The organism is Collinsella sp. LCP19S3_B11 (genome assembly GCF_052121915.1).
GTDB lineage: Bacteria > Actinomycetota > Coriobacteriia > Coriobacteriales > Coriobacteriaceae > Collinsella.
In genome coordinates, this window is the sequence record NZ_JBQKDI010000001.1 from 179,277 (window position 1) to 200,629 (window position 21,353).

15 protein-coding genes are annotated in these 21,353 nt (G+C 62.5%); 11 read left to right on the forward strand and 4 right to left on the reverse strand.

Features of this window, described 5'->3' with window-relative positions; genetic code table 11:
- Nucleotides 1–46: 46 nt before the first annotated feature.
- Genes ACTQV4_RS00785 through ACTQV4_RS00795 form a run of 3 tightly spaced genes read left to right on the forward strand, consistent with a single transcriptional unit; the run spans nucleotide 47 to nucleotide 2,832 of the window.
- Entirely contained in the window at nucleotides 47–1,423 is a 1,377-nt protein-coding gene (locus ACTQV4_RS00785) for an L-aspartate oxidase (protein ID WP_441031929.1), read from the forward strand.
- Between the two features lie 3 nt (nucleotides 1,424–1,426).
- Nucleotides 1,427–2,287 carry a carboxylating nicotinate-nucleotide diphosphorylase gene (nadC, locus tag ACTQV4_RS00790; RefSeq protein ID WP_441031927.1) on the forward strand — a complete coding sequence of 287 codons (861 nt, stop codon included), beginning with the start codon at nucleotides 1,427–1,429 and terminating at the stop codon, nucleotides 2,285–2,287.
- On the forward strand, nucleotides 2,287–2,832 hold the full coding sequence (locus ACTQV4_RS00795) for a transcription repressor NadR (protein ID WP_441015374.1): 546 nt from the start codon (nucleotides 2,287–2,289) through the stop codon (nucleotides 2,830–2,832). Before nadC ends, ACTQV4_RS00795 begins: the two co-directional genes overlap by 1 nt.
- Before the next feature lie 242 nt (nucleotides 2,833–3,074).
- On the opposite strand, the gene ACTQV4_RS00800 is transcribed toward ACTQV4_RS00795, so the two are convergent.
- Complete coding sequence (locus tag ACTQV4_RS00800; RefSeq protein WP_158564522.1) at nucleotides 3,075–3,326, reverse strand: indolepyruvate ferredoxin oxidoreductase subunit alpha; 252 nt, start codon at nucleotides 3,324–3,326, stop codon at nucleotides 3,075–3,077.
- Nucleotides 3,327–3,916: 590 nt separating this feature from the next.
- Here ACTQV4_RS00800 and dnaK point away from each other — a divergent pair.
- The 7 genes from dnaK to ACTQV4_RS00835 all read left to right on the forward strand — a co-directional run bounded on the left by dnaK (nucleotide 3,917) and on the right by ACTQV4_RS00835 (nucleotide 14,629).
- Nucleotides 3,917–5,809, forward strand: coding sequence for a molecular chaperone DnaK (gene dnaK / locus ACTQV4_RS00805; protein WP_154518137.1), 1,893 nt, complete (start codon nucleotides 3,917–3,919; stop codon nucleotides 5,807–5,809).
- A gap of 2 nt (nucleotides 5,810–5,811) precedes the next feature.
- Nucleotides 5,812–6,654 (forward strand): nucleotide exchange factor GrpE, encoded by an 843-nt coding sequence (locus tag ACTQV4_RS00810; RefSeq protein WP_441569022.1) that lies wholly within the window; start codon nucleotides 5,812–5,814, stop codon nucleotides 6,652–6,654.
- 107 nt (nucleotides 6,655–6,761) lie between these two features.
- On the forward strand, nucleotides 6,762–7,727 hold the full coding sequence (locus ACTQV4_RS00815; protein ID WP_441569024.1) for a DnaJ C-terminal domain-containing protein: 966 nt from the start codon (nucleotides 6,762–6,764) through the stop codon (nucleotides 7,725–7,727).
- Between the two features lie 72 nt (nucleotides 7,728–7,799).
- Nucleotides 7,800–8,216, forward strand: a complete 417-nt coding sequence (locus ACTQV4_RS00820; protein WP_427719306.1) for a heat shock protein transcriptional repressor HspR — start codon at nucleotides 7,800–7,802, stop codon at nucleotides 8,214–8,216.
- 535 nt (nucleotides 8,217–8,751) lie between these two features.
- Nucleotides 8,752–11,052 (forward strand): hydratase, encoded by a 2,301-nt coding sequence (locus ACTQV4_RS00825; RefSeq protein WP_441537701.1) that lies wholly within the window; start codon nucleotides 8,752–8,754, stop codon nucleotides 11,050–11,052.
- A gap of 621 nt (nucleotides 11,053–11,673) precedes the next feature.
- Nucleotides 11,674–14,301: an ATP-dependent chaperone ClpB gene (clpB, locus tag ACTQV4_RS00830; protein WP_154518122.1), complete on the forward strand. Its 2,628-nt coding sequence runs from the start codon at nucleotides 11,674–11,676 to the stop codon at nucleotides 14,299–14,301.
- 133 nt (nucleotides 14,302–14,434) lie between these two features.
- Entirely contained in the window at nucleotides 14,435–14,629 is a 195-nt protein-coding gene (locus ACTQV4_RS00835) for a hypothetical protein (protein WP_229770727.1), read from the forward strand.
- Between the two features lie 132 nt (nucleotides 14,630–14,761).
- Here ACTQV4_RS00835 and ACTQV4_RS00840 read toward each other — a convergent pair whose 3' ends face one another.
- From ACTQV4_RS00840 to ACTQV4_RS00850, 3 genes are all read right to left on the reverse strand, one after another.
- Nucleotides 14,762–16,249, reverse strand: coding sequence for a hypothetical protein (locus tag ACTQV4_RS00840; protein WP_441569026.1), 1,488 nt, complete (start codon nucleotides 16,247–16,249; stop codon nucleotides 14,762–14,764).
- A 232-nt stretch (nucleotides 16,250–16,481) separates the two neighbouring features.
- Nucleotides 16,482–17,489 carry a DUF5692 family protein gene (locus ACTQV4_RS00845; RefSeq protein ID WP_427794084.1) on the reverse strand — a complete coding sequence of 336 codons (1,008 nt, stop codon included), beginning with the start codon at nucleotides 17,487–17,489 and terminating at the stop codon, nucleotides 16,482–16,484.
- Between the two features lie 62 nt (nucleotides 17,490–17,551).
- Nucleotides 17,552–18,214, reverse strand: coding sequence for a TetR/AcrR family transcriptional regulator (locus ACTQV4_RS00850; RefSeq protein WP_441560223.1), 663 nt, complete (start codon nucleotides 18,212–18,214; stop codon nucleotides 17,552–17,554).
- A gap of 189 nt (nucleotides 18,215–18,403) precedes the next feature.
- On the opposite strand from ACTQV4_RS00850, the gene ACTQV4_RS00855 reads away from it, so the two are divergent.
- Nucleotides 18,404–21,181 carry an FAD-dependent oxidoreductase gene (locus tag ACTQV4_RS00855; protein WP_427748175.1) on the forward strand — a complete coding sequence of 926 codons (2,778 nt, stop codon included), beginning with the start codon at nucleotides 18,404–18,406 and terminating at the stop codon, nucleotides 21,179–21,181.
- Nucleotides 21,182–21,353: the final 172 nt, after the last annotated feature.

Below are 21,353 nucleotides of genomic sequence, written 5' to 3' on the forward strand. Positions count from 1 at the left end.
CATGAGGGACCATCCCTTATGTCACATTACAAGGGAGAGGATTCCTGTGGAAACCAAACAATGCCCCGACATGGAGTGCGACGTCGTCATTGCCGGTTGCGGCGTGGCGGGCCTATACGCGGCCCTCAATCTGCCGACGAGCACGCGCGTGATCATGCTCTCCAAGGGCGCTGTCGACGAGTGCGATTCGATGCTCGCGCAGGGCGGTATCTGCGTGCTTCCCGAAGGCTCTGACTACGACGCCTTCTTTGAGGACACCATGCACGCCGGCCACTACGATAACCGCCGTGAGAGCGTCGACATCATGATCCGCTCGAGCCGCTCGGTCATCAACGACCTGCTGGCCATGGGCGTGGACTTTGAGCGCAAGGCCGACGGCAGCCTCGACTTTACCCGCGAGGGTGCGCACAGTCGCCCGCGCATCGCCTTCCATGCCGACATTACGGGCAAGGAGATCACGACCAAGCTCCTCCAGGCCGTTCGCAAGCTGGATAACGTGCAGATTTTGGAGCACGTGGCCATGACCGACATCCTGACGGGCGAGCGTGATGGCGCCACGGCGTGCCTCGGCGTCGTCGCCGTTCCCGTGGACGAGGACAACTCGGTTCGCCCCGCCGACGAGCTGGCAAATGCCGCCGAGGGCGTGCATGCCGGCGAGCCGTTTAAGATCCATGCCCGCCACACGCTGTGGGCGACAGGCGGTATCGGCGGCGTATACGACCACTCGACCAACTACCCGCAGCTCACCGGCGATGCCTGCTACATCGCCCAGGAGCACGGCATTAAGATGGAGCACCTGGACTACGTGCAGATTCACCCCACGGGACTGTTCTCGCCGCAGCCGGGCCGCACCTTCCTGATCAGCGAGAGCTGCCGCGGCGAGGGCGCGATTTTGCTCAACGCCGCCGGCGAGCGCTTTACCGATGAGCTTCAGCCGCGCGATGTGGTCGCTGCCGCCATCCGCGAGCAGATGAAGCAGGATGGTACCGAGCACGAGTGGCTGAGCTTTGCCCCCGTTGAGCGCGACGTGGTAACCGGACACTTTGCCAACATTCGCGCACGCTGCCTGGAGGACGGCCGCGACATCTTGGACGAGCCCATCCCCGTCACACCCACGCAGCACTACTTTATGGGCGGCGTGTGGGTCGACAAGGACGGCCGCACCTCGATGCCCGAGCTCTATGCCGCCGGCGAGACGGCCTGCAACGGCGTTCACGGCAAGAACCGCCTTGCATCAAACAGCCTGCTCGAGGCGCTGGTCTGGGGTCGTCGCGCCGCGTGGCACATGCGTACCGGCCAGTCGCTCGCCGTGGAGCAGGCGGGCGAGCCCGCGCTCGATGGCCGTCATCGCGCCCTGAGCGCCGACACCCTGGCAATCGATGATTTGGCCCGTGCCGCCGGCACGAAGGCCGTGGAGGAGTAGACCATGAACCCCATTACCATGAAGCTCGTCGTCGATGATCTGATTCTGCAGGCTCTGCGCGAGGACATTACGTTTGAGGACGTGAGCACGGCGAGCGTGTGCCCCACGGCGCGTCCCGCCACGGTGGAGCTCATCGCCAAGGCCGATGGCATCATCGCGGGCCTGGATGTGTTCGCTCGTACCTTTGAGCTGCTGGATCCGCAGAGCTCGGTGCTGTTTGATGTTGCCGATGGCGACGAGGTGCACGCCGGCGACCATGTGGGCCAGGTACGCGGCGATGCGCGCGTGCTGCTTTCGGGCGAGCGTGTGGCGCTCAACTACCTGCAGCGTATGAGCGGTATCGCTACCTATACGCACCAGATGGCTGCGGCGCTCGAGGGCACCAAGACCGTGCTCGTCGACACGCGCAAGACCACGCCGGGTATGCGCGTCTTCGAGAAGGCCGCGGTCGAGATCGGCGGCGGCAGCAACCACCGCTACAACCTGTCGACGGCCGTCATGCTCAAGGACAACCACATCGACGCCGCCGGCGGCGTGACGCGTGCGATCGAGATGGCGCGCGCCCATGCATCGTTTACCGCGACGGTCGAGATCGAGTGCGAGAACCTGGACATGGTGCGCGAGGCCGTGGAGGCCGGCGCCGACATCATCATGCTCGACAACATGACCCACGATGACATGGCTGCCGCGATTGAGCTTATTGCCGGTCGCGCCAAGACCGAGTGTTCGGGCAACGTGGATGCCAGCAATATCCGTGCGCTTGCCGACCTGGGCGTTGACTTTATTAGCTCGGGGGCGTTGACGCACTCTGCGCCGATTCTCGACCTCTCGCTTAAGCACCTGCGTCTGCTGGACGGTAAATAATGGACGCCCGCGAGCGTCGCCGTGCCATCATGGGCGTGCTCGAGCGAGCCAAAGACCCCGTCTCCGGCAGTACGCTTGCTCGCGAGGTGGGTGTGAGCCGCCAGGTTGTCGTGCAAGACATCGCCCTGCTGCGCGCCGATGGGCACGATATCGTGGCCACCAATCGCGGCTACGTGCTGCAGGAGGCTCCCAGCAGCCCCGCCGTGCCCACGCGCCTGGTCAAGGTTCGCCATAGCATGGAGCAGGCAGGCGATGAGCTCACGAGCATCGTCGACGCCGGAGGCGCCGTGCTCAACGTGATCGTCAATCACCGCGTGTACGGTAAGATCACGGCCGACCTGGACATCCGCAATCGTCGCGATGTTGAGCGCTACCTGCACGATATCGAGAGCGGCAAGAGCTTTCCGCTACTAACGGTGACGAGCGGCTATCACTTCCATCGCATCGCGGCAGAGGATGAGCAAACCCTCGACGAGATCGAGGCTATGCTCAAGGAGAAGGGCTATCTGGCAGACCTGATGCCCTACGAAGACGATCTATCGTAGCCGATGCTGCAAACGCCCCTAAGCGGCAATCTGACGTTCAATCGTCGGTCGCGTACAAAAGTACGCTTCCCTTCTCTTTCACGTCACCTTGCTCGCTTAGGGGCGTTTTCGCTGATTTATGCTCAACCTGCGACGGTGCCAAATTAGCTATCCGTACAAAAAGGAGGCCTTCGCGGCGATGCGGAGGCCTCCTTTTTGTTTGTGCACGGTGTACTTTTGAGTGTGTGCAGGTGGAAGAGCTGTTACTCCTCGACGATCTCGGTGATCGCGCCGGCGGGGCAAGCGTCCTGGCAAGCGCCACAGGCGACGCAGGAGTCCTCGTCAGCAACGGTAGCGACGTCCTGGAGCTCCAGAACGCCAGCGGGGCAGGAGTCGACGCAAACGCCACAAGCGATGCACTCGTCGGCATCAATTACGGGATGAGCCATGGTAGTTTCCTCTCTGTTGACCGACGCTACAGGCGATGCGCGCCGGTTTGATTCGGGCAAAAACATACCACGTGAGCGACCGTTTGCAATACCCTCTGGCCGGCATCTTCATACCATTCGCCGAGTATGCCACGGCTTACTAAGAAACGCACAGGTGAGGCTGGTGAGCTGTGCAAATGTTAACTAAAGGTGACTCGAATTATTGAGCAATTGAGTGGGCTTTCGGAAAGCGCATCCCGTTATCTGGTCGAAAAACGGGTCGCAGTTTCCGGTTGGGCCCGCTAGCGGAAACTACGACCCGGTATCAGCTCTCAAAACGGGATATGGTTTCCGGTTGAGCCTTCAGACGGAAACTACGACCCGGAATCCACACTCAAACCGGGACGAGCTTTCCGTAAAGCAGCCCCAGGCACCCCCGGCCCAAACCTCAGCCATCTCTACATAGATCTCGATAGATTTGCCGAGAACTCAATCAGCGCATCTACCTGCGTATTCGAGAACCTAAACTCTAAGTGATAAGAAATCTTATATGAATTGACTTAGATTTTGTATATTCCGGTCCATAAGGGGATACACTACATCCTGAAAGACAAACCGAAAGACCGCTTGGCAGACCGCCGAGTCGGTGCAAACGCACAAGAGAGAGGGAATTTCTAATGGGCAAGATTCTTGGTATCGACCTTGGTACTACTAACTCCGCAATGGCCGTTCTCGAGGGCGGTTCTCCGACCATCATCGTGAACGCCGAGGGCGACCGCACCACCCCGTCTGTCGTGGGCTTCCGTGCCGACGGCGACCGCGTCGTGGGCAAGGCCGCTAAGAACCAGGCGGTCACCAACCCCAAGAACACCGTGTTCTCCATCAAGCGCTTCATGGGCCGCAAGTACTCCGAGTGCACCTCCGAGCTCAAGACCGTGCCGTATGAGGTCAAGGAGGGCCAGGGTGGCCGTGCCGTCGTCGACATCGAGGGCAAGGAATACACCGCCGAGCAGGTGAGCGCCATGACGCTCGCAAAGATGAAGGCCGACGCCGAGAAGTATCTGGGCGAGACCGTCACCGACGCCGTCATCACCGTCCCGGCCTACTTCAACGACGCCCAGCGTCAGGCCACCAAGGACGCCGGTAAGATCGCCGGCCTCAACGTTAAGCGTATCGTCAACGAGCCGACCGCTGCCGCATTGGCCTATGGCCTGGACAAGCAGGGCTCCGACCAGCGCATCCTGGTCTTCGACCTGGGCGGCGGTACCTTCGACGTCTCCATCCTCGACCTCGCCGACGGCGTGTTTGAGGTTCTGTCCACCTCGGGCGACAACCACCTGGGCGGCGACGACTGGGATCAGCGCGTCATCGACTGGATGGCCGATAAGTTCCAGCAGGAGAACGGTGTCGACTTGCGTCAGGACCCCATGGCCCTGCAGCGTCTGAAGGAGGCCGCCGAGAACGCCAAGAAGGAGCTCTCCGCCGCCCAGCAGTCCACTATCAACCTGCCGTTCATCACCATGAACCAGTCCGGCCCGCTGCACCTCAACTACACGCTGACCCGCGCCGAGTTCGAGAAGATCACCCGCGACCTGCTCGAGCGCTGCAAGCAGCCTGTCACCAACGCCCTGCGCGACGCAAACCTTAAGCTCTCCGATCTGACCGAGGTCATCCTCGTCGGCGGCTCTACCCGTATGCCCGCCGTCCAGGAGCTCGTCAAGACCATGACCGGCAAGCAGCCCAACATGTCCGTGAACCCCGACGAGGTCGTTGCCGACGGCGCTGCCGTCCAGGGCGGCGTGCTCACCGGCGACGTCGAGGGCATCCTGCTGCTCGACGTTACCCCGCTGTCGCTGGGCGTCGAGACCATGGGCGGCATCATGACCAAGATGATCGACCGCAACACCACGATTCCGACCTCCAAGACCGAGGTCTACTCCACCGCTGCCGACAACCAGACCAGCGTCGAGATCAACGTGCTCCAGGGCGAGCGCGAACTTGCCCGCGACAACAAGTCGCTCGGTAAGTTCCAGCTGACCGGTATCCCGGCTGCCCGCCGCGGCGTGCCGCAGATCGAGGTCACCTTCGACATCGACGCCAACGGCATCGTCAAGGTCTCCGCTAAGGACAAGGGCACCGGCAAGGAGCAGCAGATCACCATCTCCGGCTCCACCGCTCTGTCCGACGAAGAAGTCGATCGTATGGTCAAGGACGCCGAGGCTCATGCCGAGGAGGACAAGAAGCAGAAGGAAGAGGTCGAGGTCCGCAACCAGACCGACAGCCTGTGCTACTCCACCGAGCAGACCCTCAACGAGCTGGGCGACAAGGTTTCCGCCGACGTGAAGTCCAAGGCCGAGGCCGCTATCGCCGATGCCAAGAAGGCGCTCGAGGGCTCTGACGTCGAGGCCATCAAGGCCGCTGGCGAGTCCCTGCAGTCCGTGGCCTACGAGCTGGCTCAGGTTGTCTACGCCGACGCTCAGCAGCAGACCGACGGTGCCGCCGGCGCCCAGCCTGCCGACGATGACGTCGTCGACGCCGACTACGAGGTTGTGGACGACGAGGACAAGTAATCATGTCCGCCCGTAAAGCTCGCACGGAGGCGGCTGCCGTTGGAGCCGCCCCCGTTGACTCTGAGGAGAAGGACGTGAAGATTCCCGTAGAGGCCGTCGACGATACCGAGGCCAACGAGGCCGAGGCCGCCGAGGCTGTCGAGAACCAGGTAGAGGATTCCAACAAGGAGGCGACGATGACCGAGGACGAGATGGTGGAAGCCGCTATCCGCGCCGGTGAGGAAGCCGCCGACAACGACTTTAAGCTCAAGTTCGAGCAGGCCCAGAAGGAGCTTGCCGACGTGCGCAATGAGCTCGATGCCGCGGCAGAGGCTCAGAAGGCTGCCGAGGACAAGGCGAAGGACGCCACCGAGCGCACCGCCCGTCTGCAGGCCGACTGGGAGAACTTCCGTCGCCGCACCGCCAGCGAGCGTATCGCCGAGCGTGAGCGCGCGACAGAGAAGCTCGTCACTGCGCTGCTGCCGGTGGTCGACGATATCGAGCGTGCGATCGACCATGCCCGCGGCCAAGAGCTTGCCGACGACTTTAAGCAGTTCGTCGACGGCGTCGACGCGGTGCATGCCAAGCTACTCGATGTGTTTGCGCACGAGGGCGTTGAGCCCATCGACCCCAAGGGCGAGGCGTTCGATCCGCTCGAGCACCAGGCTGTGGGTCGTGTCGAGGACTCGTCGCAGTACGACGAGACCGTCAACGACGTGTACCAGAAGGGCTACCGCATGGCGGACCGCATCCTGCGTTCCGCGATGGTGACGGTGACCTACGGTGGCGAAAAGCGCCCCGCACCGGAGCCCGAAGCGGCGCCCGAGGATGCTGCGGCCGATACGGCCGAGAGCACCGAGGAGTAATTGAGAAGGGCCCCGGGGCAACACCCGGGGCCCTTTCTGGCCTAGTGCCATATGAAAGCATGAACCGCCGCCCGCTGGGCGACGGATAAAACAGGAGAGGAGCTACGATGGCTGCAGGCAAAACCTTCTATGACATCCTGGGCGTATCCAAGAGCGCCTCCGACAAAGAGATCAAGAGCGCGTTTCGCAAGCTCGCGCAAAAATATCACCCCGACGCCGGCGGCGACGAGGCCAAGTTCAAGGAGATCAGCGAGGCCTACGAGACGCTTTCGGACGAGAAGAAGCGCAAAGAGTACGACCAGATGCTCATGTTTGGCGGCATGCCGGGCGCAGGCGGCGCGTATGGCGGCGGCTACGGTGCCGGCGCGGGTGCCAGCGGCTGGGGCGACATCTTCGACAGCATCTTTAGCGGCAACGGCGCCTGGGGCAGCGATTGGGGCTCGGGCTTTGCCGGGGCTGCGGGCGCTGCCGGCGCCGGCGCGGGTCGTAGCCGCGCTCGCAAGGGCGGCGACCTGTCGCTGACCGTCGATGTGACGGCCGAGGACGCGTTTCGCGGCGTGACGCACAAGGTCACCTATCGCATTCCCTCGACAGGCGAGCAGCAGACCATTACGGTCTCGGTGCCCGCGGGCGCGGTCGACGGCGGCAAGCTACGCTACAAGCGTCGCGGCGAGTATGGCGTCGCCGGTGGCGAGCGCGGCGACCTGGTCGTGACCACGCATGTGGAGGAGCACCCGCTGTTTAAGCGCAAAGGCGCCGACGTGACCATGGAGGTACCGGTCTCGGTCTACGAGGCGGCGCTCGGCTGCACGGTGGACGTGCCCACGCCCGGCGGTGCGACGGTCCGTTTGAAAGTGCCTGCGGGTACCCAGACGGGCAAGAAGTTCCGCTTTAAGGAGATGGGGGCGCCCGACGTTAAGCACCGTGGCCGTACGGGCGCGCTGCTCGTCGAGATCAAGGTGCAGGTTCCCACGAACCTATCCGATGACGAGCGCGATGCCATGACCGAGCTGCGCGAGGCCGACACGCGCGACTACCGCGAGAAAGTTACCCGCTACAAGGCGACGTTCTAGGGCGGTCGCGGTGCACGCCCACGCCCTCGGGCTTATGATGGACGATAACGAGACGGAAAGGGGTCAGGTAGCATGGCCGAGGACAATAGGAACAAACCGCTGTACATGATCAGCGTGGCGGCCGAGCTGACCGGCATGCATCCGCAGACTCTACGCGTCTACGAGTCCAAGGGTCTGGTGAACCCCCAGCGCTCGGGCGGCAACACGCGCCTGTATTCGCGTGCCGATATCGAGCGCCTGGAGCTCATCAACCAGCTGACCGACGAGGGCATCAACCTTGCCGGCGTGGTGCGCATCCTCGATATGAAGGAGCGTGCCGAGGAGCGCGAGCGCGAGAACGAAAAGCTCCGCGCCCGCATGCGCCAGCTCGAGGACGAGCTGCACGAGTACAAGATGCAGAAGAAGATCACCTCCCTGGCCCCGCGCGATGGCTCGGTTAATCCCGAACAGGTCATGCGCAAGCTACTGGGCGCCGGCGGGGATCTCTAGGTTCCGCCGTTCTAACGAACGGCGGACCGGCCGACGCTGCGCGCCGCCCAGAGCGACAATTTGTCATTCAAAAGGCAAGGCATGACCAGAAGGTCTATGCCTTGCCTTTTTCATGCCAACTTGTTCGCTCTGGACGTCGCTCGCTGTCCGTCCTCTACCTGCGGCGTTGCCATGGTCCGGATGCGGCACTTGGGGACGTTCCTCACTTTGGAAATGCGGCCCGCTCGCTGTCCGTCCTCTACCTGCGGCGTTGCCTTGCTCCGGATGCGGTAGTCGTTGGTAGTCATTGGGGCCCGCTCGCTGTCGTTGCCAAAGCATCGGCGTTGTTATGGGTAGTCATTGGGGACGTTCTTAAATGACTAGTCGAAAGGGACGCTCTTGCACCAAATCTGCTGACCCACATCGGGCTCGTCCTGTACTTTACCAAGATAAAGTGAACGTGCAGATTCGTAACCCATTCGCAACCGTTCTATGGCACGATATTGAACGAATGCATGCTATGCGCCCAAATTTTTTGGGCAGAGTGGGAGACAGTATGGTCAAGCTGTACGAAGACGGCATCTACCTGCGCGGCGGCAGCGAGGTTGTGCCTGCGGCCGAGGCTGCCGAGCGCGGTATTACGCAGACGCCCGAGGATGCCAAGCGCGGCACCATCGCGTATTCGATCCTCCAGGCACACAATACGTCCGGCGACCCCGAGGCGCTCAAGATTCGCTTCGATGCCATGGCGAGCCACGACATCACCTTCGTCGGCATCATCCAGACGGCGCGCGCCTCGGGCATGGAGCAGTTCCCGCTGCCCTACGTGCTCACCAACTGTCATAACTCGCTGTGCGCCGTGGGCGGCACCATCAACGAGGACGACCACGTCTTTGGCCTTTCCGCGGCCAAAAAGTACGGCGGCATCTTCGTTCCGCCGCACATCGCCGTCATCCACTCCTTTATGCGCGAGAACTTCGCCGGTTGTGGCAAGATGATCCTGGGCTCCGACTCGCACACCCGCTATGGCGCCCTGGGCACCATGGCCGTGGGCGAGGGCGGCGGCGAGCTGGCAAAGCAGCTGCTGCGCGACACCTACGACGTTGCCTATCCCGGCGTCGTCGCTATCTACCTCACGGGTGCCCCGCGTCCCGGCGTCGGCCCGCACGACGTGGCGCTCGCCATCATCCGTGCCGTCTTTGCCAAGGGCTATGTCAAGAACAAGGTCATGGAGTTTGTGGGCCCCGGCATCGCGAGCATGACGACCGATTACCGCAACGGCGTCGACGTCATGACCACCGAGACCACCTGCCTGTCGAGCATCTGGGCTACCGACGAGGACACGCACGCGTTTTTGGCCATGCACGGTCGCGGCGACGACTACCGCGAGCTCAAGCCCGCCGATGTCGCCTACTACGACGGTTGCGTCGAGGTTGATCTGTCGAGCATCAAGCCCATGATCGCGCTGCCATTCCATCCTTCCAACGGCTTTGAGATCGAGGAGCTCAACGAGAACCTCGAGGACATCCTGCATGAGGTGGAGCTCGAGGCCGCCAAGATCGGCGAGGGCAAGACGCACTTTAGCCTGCTCGACAAGATCGTCGACGGCAAGCTTCACGTGCAACAGGGCGTTATCGCCGGCTGCTCGGGCGGCAACTACGACTCCGTGGTCCAGGCTGCCCGCGTGCTCAAGGGCGCCAACACCGGCTGCGGCGAGTTCTCGCTATCGGTCTATCCCACGAGCCAGCCCGTGGCGCTCGAACTTACGCGCCGTGGCTATATCTACGACCTTATGGAGGCCGGCGCGATCGTGCGCACGGCATTCTGCGGTCCGTGCTTTGGCGCCGGCGACACGCCTGCCAACAACGGCCTGTCCATCCGCCACACCACGCGCAACTTCCCCAACCGCGAGGGTTCCAAGCCGGGCAATGGTCAGCTGAGCGCCGTGGCCCTAATGGACGCTCGCTCCATTGCGGCGACGGCCGCCAACGGAGGCGTCCTGACGCCGGCGACCGACCTGCCCGAGGAGACTTGGGACGAGGCCTGCGAGTACACCTTTGACGACGCGCCGTACAAAAAGCGCGTGTACTGGGGCTTTGGCAAGGCCGAGCCTGCCGACGAGCTGGTCGAAGGCCCCAACATCAAGCCGTGGCCCGCGATGGAGCCTCTCGGCGACGATATCCTGCTCAAGGTGTGCTCCAAGATCATGGACCCGGTCACCACGACCGACGAGCTCATTCCCTCGGGCGAGACGAGCTCCTTCCGCTCCAACCCGCTGGGCCTGGCAGAGTTTACGCTCAGCCGCCGCGATCCGGCCTACGTGGGTCGTTCCAAGGAGGTCGACGCCGTGGAGAAGCGCCGCGTTGCCGGCGAGGCGGCGGGCGATCTGGCGGCACTCGATGCCGAGCTTGCCGGCGTGTTTGAGGCGCTGGCCGGCGCCGGCGTCGTGGCCGATGCCAAGGCGACCGAGTACGGCTCCATGCTCTATGCCAAGAAGCCCGGTGACGGTTCTGCCCGCGAGCAGGCCGCGAGCTGCCAGCGCGTGATTGGCGGTCTGGCCAACATCGTCCACGAGTACGCCACCAAGCGCTATCGCTCCAATGTGATGAACTGGGGCATGGTGCCCTTCCAGATGGAGGCCGAGCCCAACTTTGAGGTGGGCGACTACGTCTTCGTGCCGGGTATCCGTGCCGCGCTCGATGGCGACCTGAAGGACATCGCCGCCTACGTGGTGCGCGCCGATGGTGCGGTCGAGCAGATTGAGCTCTACATTGCCGATATGACGGCTGAGGAGCGTGCCATCGTCAAGGCCGGCTGCCTGATCAACTACAACAAGTTCAAGGCCGCTGCCGAGTAACGCACTTAATTGTCCGCCCGGGGCTTATCCTTTCCCGCCCGCTCACGCGCTTCGCGAGGGTCGCGTTCGGGAAAGGATAAGCCCCGGGCTACATTTCTGCGTTCTCGTTGGGTCTTGAGGGACGCTAATAAATAGACCTGCTTGATGCCGCCTCTGTTAATGGGGCGGCTTCTTTTTTGTCGAGAACCGCCACAAAGGGACAGGTACCTTTGTGGTGGTCCCGTTTGTCTCGACCTGTAACATCTTGGCCGCTAAAAGTGGGCCTGGTGTTACAGATTTAGATTTTCGATTCGGGTGTCTTCTGTTCGTCTCGATTTGTAACAGATAGAGTTCTATTTGACGAGTAGATGTTACAGATTGAGACAAACGGGTGCCGCTGGCCATTTCATCTTGATTTGTAACATCTGGAGCCATAAACAGCTGCTAGATGTTACAGATTGAGATAGTAAGGGGGCGAGACCGCAGCGGGTGAGCGTGCCTGCTCCCTATCTCTTAATCACTCAGAAAATCTTATATATAGAGACTTAGATTTGTGTATAAGATCGTACAAAGCTGGCAACAATACTTCTCGGACAACGTGAAGCCGCCCCGTAGGGCGGCCGCCCCAAGAGAGGTGATTCCATGAGAATCGATAAGCTAGCAATGACGTCGCGCGAGGCGCTGCAGACCGCCATGAGCACGGCTGCCGACGCGCAGGCCGGCGCGGTGGAGCCGATTCACCTGCTGTCCGCCCTGCTCGGTGCCGGCGAGCGCAATATCTCCGTGATTATCGAGCGCATCGGCGCCGACCCAGCCCAGCTTGCACACTCCACGCAAGATGCCATCGACCGCGCACCCAAGGTTTCGGGCGAGGGCCAGCAGATGGGCCTGTCTAACGAGCTCGTCCGTGTCATCGAGAAGGCCGAGAAAAAGGCCACCAAGATGGGCGACAGCTTTGTAGTGACCGAGCATCTGCTGATGGCGCTTGCCGAGGACAAAGGTGAGGCGGGCCGCGTGCTGCGCGACGCCGGCGTTACCAAGGAGCGTATCGAGCAAGTCTACGAGGAGCTGCGCGGCGATGACCGCGTGACGTCCGCCGAGGACAAGACCCAGTTTGAGGCACTGGAGCAGTACGGCCGCAACATCTGCGACCTGGCCCGTGCCGGCAAGCTCGACCCGGTCATCGGCCGTACCGACGAGATCCGTCGTACTATCCAGGTCCTGTCCCGTCGCACCAAGAACAACCCTGTGCTCATCGGTGAGCCGGGTGTCGGCAAGACGGCCATCGTCGAGGGCATCGCCCAGCGTATCGTGGCCGGCGACGTGCCGAGCACGCTGCGCGACCGCGACCTCATCGAGCTCGACATGAGCGCGCTGGTCGCCGGTGCCAAGTACCGCGGCGAGTTCGAGGACCGCTTGAAAGCCGTGCTCAAGGAAGTACAGAAGTCCGAAGGCAAGGTCATCCTGTTCATCGATGAGCTCCACACCATTGTGGGCGCGGGTGCCACCGAGGGCTCCATGGACGCCGGCAACATCCTCAAACCGGCGCTCGCCCGCGGCGACCTGCACGCGATCGGTGCGACCACGCTCGACGAATACCGCAAGTACATCGAGAAGGACGCGGCGCTCGCCCGTCGTTTCCAGACCGTTATGGTGAGCGAGCCTACCGTCGAGGACACCATCTCGATTCTGCGTGGCCTCAAGGAGAAGTACGAGATCTTCCACGGCGTGCACATTACCGATAGCGCGCTCGTGGCCGCCGCCGACCTCTCCGATCGCTACATCGCCGACCGCTTCCTGCCCGACAAGGCCATCGACCTGGTCGATGAGGCCGCAAGCCGCCTGCGCATGGAGCTCGACAGCATGCCGGTCGAGATCGACGCCACCACGCGTCAGCTCACCCAGCTGCAGATTGAGGAGCAGGCGCTCATGAAGGAGACCGACGACGCCTCCAAGGAGCGTCTGGAGACCCTGCGCCAGGAAATCGCCGAGGTCCAGGAAAAGCTCAACGTGCAAAAGGCCGGTTGGCTCAACCAAAAGAACGCCATCGACCATGTGCAGGAGCTCAAGGGCCAGCTCGATGAGGCCAAGAGCGAAGAGGAACGTGCGACGCGCAACGGAGACTTGGGCCGTGCGTCCGAGCTGCGTTACTCCGTGATTCCGGGTCTGCAGCAGCAGATTCAGGATTCCGAGGCCGCGCTCGAGGCACAAAAGCAGCAGGACGGTGAAGGCCTCAACGAGCAGGTGACCTCCGACGAGATCGCCGAGGTCGTGAGCGCCTGGACCGGCGTGCCCGTCTCCAAGATGATGCAGGGTGAGCTCGACAAGCTGAAGGGCTTGGAAGGCGAGCTGCATAAGCGCGTCATCGGCCAGGATGAGGCCGTCTCTGCCGTCGCCGCGGCCGTGCGCCGTAGCCGTGCGGGCCTCTCCGATCCGGACAAGCCCATCGGCAGCTTCTTCTTCCTGGGCCCCACCGGTGTGGGCAAGACCGAACTCGCCAAGGCGCTGGCCGAGTGCCTGTTCGATGACGAGCGCGCGCTCGTGCGTATCGACATGTCCGAGTACATGGAGAAGTTCAGCGTTCAGCGTCTGATCGGTGCGCCCCCGGGATACGTGGGCTACGACGAGGGTGGACAGCTCACCGAGGCCGTGCGCCGTCGCCCGTACTCCGTGATCTTGCTCGACGAGATGGAGAAGGCTCATCCGGATGTCTTCAACGTGCTGCTGCAGGTGCTCGACGACGGTCGTCTGACCGATGGTCAGGGTCGTCAGGTGTCCTTCAAGAACACGATCATCATCATGACGTCCAACGTGGGCTCCAAGGCTATCGCCGATCTTTCGGGCAAGGACGAGGAGGAGATGCGCCATCAGGTCGACGCGGCCATGGCTCAGACTTTCCGCCCCGAGTTCCTCAACCGTATCGACGATATCGTGGTGTTCCATCCGCTCGGCATGGCGCAGATCGAAAAGATCGTCGATATTCAGCTCGCCGACGTCCGCGCACGTCTGGCCAAGGAGCGCATGACGCTTGCCATCACCCCGGCGGCCAAGCAGATGCTCGCCGTGGGCGGTCTGGACCCGGTCTTTGGTGCCCGTCCGCTCAAGCGTCTGGTGCAGCGCGAGGTCGTGGACGCCATCGCCGCCGCTATCATCGACGGTACGGTGCGCGAGGGTGATCAGGTGACGGTTGACGTCGACAAGGACGGTGCCTTTACCGTCGTGTGCGATAACACGCCGTCTGCCACGTACGAGGTGCCTGACGCCGAGTAGATTGTTGGGCCATGCCTTAAAATCTACCTTTTGAGCCAAACGCCAAGGGCGGCGGATCCAATTGGGTCCGCCGCCCTTTTTCGTGCGACAATCGATGGTGTTGAACATGAGTACATGGCAAGGAGCTATGCAGATGAAAGACGAGAACGAGACGAACGCACCGGCGCCTGAGTCAGCGCCCGCCGCACCCAAGCCTGCGCCTAAGCCGGCACCCAAGCCGCGCGACCCCTACATCCGTGCCGAGAACGAGGACGACGACGGCTACGATCCCTACAGCGATCGCCGCCCCGAGCGCGAGCCGATGTTCGAAGCCGATCCGTGGCGCTAACTCCTGCAGGGTAGCTAATTTGGGACGGGGCTTTTTTAGCTGCCCCGGCTGGTAATGTGCCGGTTTAGTCGATTAACGGTCGGGGCAGCTAAAAAAGCCCCGTCCCAAATTAGCTACCCTCGCTGAGGCCGGCTAGTCCTGGGCCTTGATGCTTGGCATCAGAATCTGGGCGAGGTAGTCGGTCTCGAGTTTGGTGGCAGCGTCGGCCTTGCCGTCTTTGCCGACCAGTACGTTCTTGATCTGGCTATAGGTATAGCGGTTGCCGGTTGTAAGCTCGACAAGCTCAATGGCCGTGTCCATGGGGTAGGTCGACACGGGGTCTTGCGTGCGCCCGTTGATGGTCTGGGGCACCACATACGGATAGACGGGGCCGCTGGCGTAGACCGTGTAGCCGTTGCCAAGGCTTGCCGCACCTAAAACCGTATCGCCCTTATCGGGCGTAAAGCTCTCGCCGTCGCGCACTGCGACAAGCGTCGCGATCGGCGTATTGCTGTCACTGGCAAGATAGATGCACAGCGTATTGCCGTTTTGCCAAGTCGCGACTTTGCCGTACCACTCAACGGGAATATCGAGCTGATACAGGTTCGTTGCCTTATGCCGAGCATCGGCGTCGCGGGCCGCCTGCGCCTCGCGGGAACTCATGGCATTGACGGCGGCGTCACGGCGCGCGGTTGCCGCCTGCTGGAGCACCTTTGCGACCGCGGCAGAGCTCGCGCCGCCCTCCTCGGCGTACTTGGCCGCGGCATCGATCTGGTCGTCGGTCACCGTGTCTGCCGAAGGTACCTTAAGCTTAAAGGATGCCTGAGCGCTCAGGTCCTGCCCGTCGCTCTTTACGCTAACCTGCGCCTTGGTGGTTGGCACGGTGTAAATGGTACCGTCAGCTGCGATGGGAGACCCAGCAATGGAGAGCGTGTAGTCGCCAGGCAGCAGCTTAATACCGCGACCGTGCTCATCAACATAGAGCGTCTCGCTCACGGAGGAGCCGTCAGAGTCTTGCCCGCTCACCTGCACGGGAATCTTGGAGCCGGTGGAACAGTCGAGCCCTGCGGCATGTACGCCAATCTGCACCGACATCATGGTGTGGGCGTTGACGGCAGCGACGGCAGCCTGTTCTTGTTGGTATCCGTTCCAAGCGGCATAGCCCGCGCCGCCGGCAACGAGCGCGGCGGCAACGACGCCGGCAACCATCAAATTGCGTCGCTTGGGCGACATCTTGTGATGGCGAGCCTTGGCTTCGCGTGCCGAGGGAACGGACGGCAGGGGAATATCGCCCATGGCGATGGTCTCGTCGACGGCCGGCGCAGAACCCAGGCCAGGAAGCTCGCGGGTGAGCGAGTCATCGGCAGGCAAGCTGCCAAGCAGGGCGGTCTCTTCTCCCGAGGCGGATTCCGACTGGACGTCGTCCTTGCTATCGTCCTCTTCGGCTTCGGCCTCGTCAGAAGCGTCTTTGGCGTCGCTGCCTTCGTCCTCAGTGCCTTCGCGCACCTCGTCCTGCGCGTCGACGGCCAAATCGCTCAACGAGAGCTCGTCTAGCGCAATCCGGTCAAGGCTCTCCAGGGCCTCGGCACATGCTTCCGCATCCTGGGCCGCATCCTCGCGGCCACGTGTCTCATCGCTCATATATCCCCCAATGCAATATCGGCTCAACACTGTACCCAAAAATGGAGCCATATAAAGCGCATGCGAAATATAAGATCCGGTTTAACCCGAGCGTATCGTTCGGCCGCATCCTCGCGGCAGCAAAAGGCCCCCGGAACGCGAACGAATCACGTTTCGGGGGCTCTGCAGTGCGTTGAGTTGCGCGGAGCCGGCTATGCCGCTTCGTGCTCAAGCGGTGTTTGCGTCAGGCGCGTTACTCGGCGTGCGCGTAATCAACCTTGGCGCGACGGGCAGTGGCCTTCTCCCAATCGCTGGTGCCCTCAAAGACATCCTGCTTGTAGGGGTTGCGGCCGAGCTTCTTGGCACGGTAGGCGACGTAGATGATCGCGGCGATGTTGGCGACCAGTGCGACGATCGAGACCGCGGTGGCGGCGTTGGGGTCGAGCGTGGAGTGCGTCACAAAGATGGACTCCTCCTGGAAGTAGGGGAACACCTGGGCAAACATGCACCAAATGGCCAGCGTAAAGGCGCGGTTCTGGATCCAGCCGCCCTTGTTCCAGATAAAGGCGGCGACGGTGGGCGCCAGCAGCAGCGCAAAGCCGCAGAACCAGGAGTGGGTGGGCAGGCAGTTGTAGGTGTAGCAGAAGTTCCAGATGTCGTAGGCGATGATGTAGACCCAGGTCATGTCGGGCCACAGCATGTCGGTCTTGTCCTCGGAGGCGTAGACGCTCCACCAACCGGTCATGCAGAAGATGTTGATGATACCGGCGATGCCGTTGAACACGTTGTTCCAGCCGGCCAGCTGCGTAGCACCTTCGGAGGTGACCCAGGTGGACTCGCCCAGGACAAAGAAGTGATAGGCGCTCTCAAAGTCGGACACGACGGCGATCAAGATGTTGATGGCGACGATCACAAACGGCCATGCGCGGAACCAATGCGCCTTGCCGATCTTGCCCCACTGGTACTTAATGGCAATGAAGCCCCAGCAGCCGGCCAGCGCCGCGTATACCTTGGCGTAATGGAACCAGCTGTTCTGGTATACATGGGTGGGGTTGGTGAGCGCCCACTCGGCACCCTGCGAAACGCCGACGGCGATGGCGATGCAGTAGATGGTCATGGCCAGCGGAGCCACACCAAAGATGATGGCCGCGCCGAGCTTGGTACGGCGGCCGACCTCGTTGAGTACGATCAAGCCGATAAAGACCATCGCCCAGCCGGCCCAGTGGATAAGGGTATCGCTACCCCAAACATCGAACAGCATGCTGCTCTCCTTTCATACGCCCGCGGCCCCTCTTCCGTCGCGGGCAGTTTGGCCAAATGTCATCAGTTCCTGGGCTTGCGCTCGGAATACTTGGCGGTGTAGCCCTCGATGTGGAGTGTCGAGGCGATAATCTCCTTAACCGTCTCGTCGGGCACATCGGGGTGCGTGCGGATGTACATCAACAGCCCCATGATGAGGGTGTAAAACGTCTCGTAGACATGGTCGATGCGCAGGTCATGATGGGCGACAAAGTCCACCACGGTGGTGTCGCAGATGTATTGCGCCACGCGCTGGACCACGTTGTGCAGAAAGCCGCCGTAGAGCGCGCCGCTGCTCGAGGTGAGCGTGCTCGGCAGCTCGTGGCCGCTCACAACCAGGCGCTTAAAGAGCGGGGCGACGGTGTCGAGTGCGCCCTCGATATCACCGACGATGCGGCTGGCATTCCACTGCTCGAGCTCGGAGATAAAACCGTCGATTGCCTCGTCCATGACGGCGGTGACGGCGGCGTCCATGTCGACGAAGTAGTGGTAGAACAGCGAGCGCGTGCAGCCGGCTCGCTTGGTCACGGCCGAGACGGATAGATGGGACACGCCCAGCTCGGAGCTCACGGCGCGCACGGCGGCGAGAATCTCGCGACGGCGCTCGTCACCTGTCAGGCGCTTTGCCGCGCTGTCGGGCGTGGGGACGGCGTCGGCCACAGGGGTGTTCGCTGCGTTATCGCTCATGCGCTTGCCGCCTTTCATCCGTTTGGGCCCGACCGTTCGCCTAATAGTCTTGAATAGTGTTGACGGTTCGTCAATACTATTTTTGACATAATGTCAACAATGGCGGGTGAACGGCATGGGGGCATGCCCGGCCTGCAAAAAAGAGGGGCGCTGCGACCTCGTCGGGCTGCGGCAAGAGAAGGGACAACCATGATTCTCAACGGACCGGGAATTAGCTACACCGAGCCCGACATCGGTTCGGAGTTCGTGCCGCCGCTGCCGGAGCATCCGCGCGAGGCCATTGTCAAGCTGTGCGAGCATTGCACCAACCGTCTGCTGCATCGCGACGAGCTGCTGGGCTACGAGTACTGGTCGTTTGCCGAGGCCGCAACCGACGAGCAGGCCGAAGTGCTCTGCAAGATGAAGATGCGCCGTCCCTATACGCTGCCCGAGATGGTCAAGCTCACCGGCATGCCCGAGGCCCAGATCGAGAAGATGCTCGACGACATGAGCTACACGGGTCTGCTCGAGTACAACTGGGAAAATCCCGAGCGCGCCAAGCAGTGGGTACTGCCCATGCTGGTGCCGGGTTCCGCCGAGTTCCTCAACATGCGCGTGGGCCAGCTCGAGGAGCATCCGGTCTATGCCAAGTTCTTTGAGCAGGCGTCCAAGGGGCCGCTGTCCAAAGCCACGCCGATGGTGCCGCCCGGAGGCGCCGGCATTGGCATGCACGTCATTCCGGTCGAGAAGGCTATCGATGCTTCGAGCACCTCGGTGCCGATCGAGCATATCGAGCATTGGCTCGACAAATACGATGGCAAATATGCCGCCAGCACCTGCAGCTGCCGCGCGAGCCGTCGTGTGATGGGCGAGGGCTGCGCCGACGACCCCGCCGACTGGTGCATTGCCGTGGGCGATATGGCCGACTATGTGGTTGAGACCGACCGCGGTCATTATGTGACGCGTGAGGAGGTCTATGACATCTTGCGCCAGGCCGAGGACAACGGCTTTGTGCACCAGATCACCAATATCGACGGCGAGAACAAGATCTTCGCCATCTGCAACTGCAACGTCAACGTGTGCTACGCCCTGCGCACCTCGCAGCTGTTCAACACGCCCAACCTGTCGCGCTCGGCCTATGTCGCCAAGGTCGAGAAGGACAAGTGCGTAGCCTGCGGTCGCTGCGTTGAGGTGTGCCCGGCCGGTGCCGTCAAGCTCGGCCAGAAGCTCTGCAGCAAAAAGGCCGGCGGACAGGTGCCCGAGTATCCGCGCCAGGAGCTGCCCGATGCCACCAAGTGGGACCACACCAAGTGGTCGCCCAACTACCGCAACGACAACCGCATCGAGACACACGATTCCGGCACCGCGCCCTGCAAGACGGCCTGCCCCGCGCACATTGCCGTTCAGGGCTATCTGAAGCTCGCGGCGCAGGGCCGCTATGACGAGGCGCTAGCGCTCATCAAGCGCGAGAACCCGCTGCCCGCTATCTGCGGCCGTGTGTGCAATCGCCGCTGCGAGGATGCCTGCACCCGCGGTCGCGTGGACGAGGCCGTGGCCATCGACGAGGTCAAGAAGTTTATCGCCCAGCGCGATCTGGATGCCGCGACCCGCTATGTCCCACCTGTGGTGACCCCGACGCGTGCCGGCGGCTTCGACCAGAAGATCGCCATCATCGGTGCCGGTCCGGCCGGCCTGTCCTGCGCTTTCTACCTGGCCGAGAAGGGCTACAAGCCCGTCGTGTTCGAGAAGAATGAGCGCCCGGGCGGCATGCTCACCTATGGTATTCCCAGCTTTAAGCTGCAGAAGGATGTTATCGAGGCCGAGGTCGAGGTCATTCGCCTGATGGGCGCCGAGTTCCGCTATGGCGTGGAGGTCGGTCGCGATGTGACGCTCGACGAGCTGCGCGAGCAGGGCTTTAAGGCCTTTTATGTTGCCATTGGCTGCCAGGGCGGCCGCCTCGCCGGTATTCCGGGCGAGGATGCCGAGGACGTGACCGTGGCCGTCGACTTTTTGCGCAAGGTCAACAGTGGCAAGATCGACGCGCTGTCCGGCCGCACCATCGTGGTGGGCGGCGGCAACGTGGCTATCGACGTCGCGCGCAACGCCTGCCGTCTGGGTTCCGAGCACGTTGAGATATTCTGCCTGGAGAGCGAGGCCCAGATGCCCGCCAGCGAGGAGGAGCGTCGCGAGGCCGTTGAGGACGGCGCCCACATCAGCTGCGGCTGGGGCCCCAAGGAGGTCCATCTGGACGAGGCCGGTCGTGTGTGCGGTATCACCTTCAAGCGCTGCACGCGTGTCTTTGACGACGAGGGCCGTTTTGCGCCCGAGTACGACGAGAACGACCTGCGTCGTGTCGACGCCGACCGCGTGGTCATGTCGATCGGTCAGTCCATCGTGTGGGGCGACCTGCTGGCTGGCTCCAAGGTGGAGCTTGGCCGTGGCCAGGGTGCCCTTGCCGATCCTCAGACCTACCAGACCGCCGAGCCCGACATCTTTGTGGGCGGCGACGTCTACACCGGTCCGAGCTTTGCCATCAACGCCATCGCTGCCGGTCACGAGGCCGCCGTGTCCATCCACCGCTTTGTGCAACCGGGCTCCACGCTCACCATCGGCCGCAACCAGCGCCGCTACATCGCGCTCGACCGCGACGATGTCGTGATCGAGAGCTATGACAACGCGAGCCGCGAGGTGGCACATGTCGACCGCGAGCGCGAGAAGGCCGCGCCGTTTAGCGAGTACGTCGAGACCTTTACCGAAGAGCAGGTGCGCGCCGAGACCGCCCGTTGTCTGGGTTGCGGCGCCTCGATCGTCGACCCCAACAAGTGCATCGGCTGCGGTCTGTGCACCACCAAGTGCGCGTTCGATGCCATCCACCTGGATCGCGACCGCCCCGAGTGCTCCACGATGGTCAAATACGAGCAAAAGCTCCCCAGCTTGGGCAAGTACGCGCTCAAGCGTGCCATCAAGATCAAATTCGGTAAGAAGTAATGAGGTTCCGCCGTTCTAACGAACGGCGGCACTGCCGACGCTGCGCGGCGCCCAGATACCCCATCTTGCCCCTCAACTGCGGCGCCGCGGGCAAAAGCCCAGCGGATGCCTTGTTTCGGGGCAACCTGGGGCACCTGGATCGCCGCTCGCTGACGTTTGGCTGACATCGCAT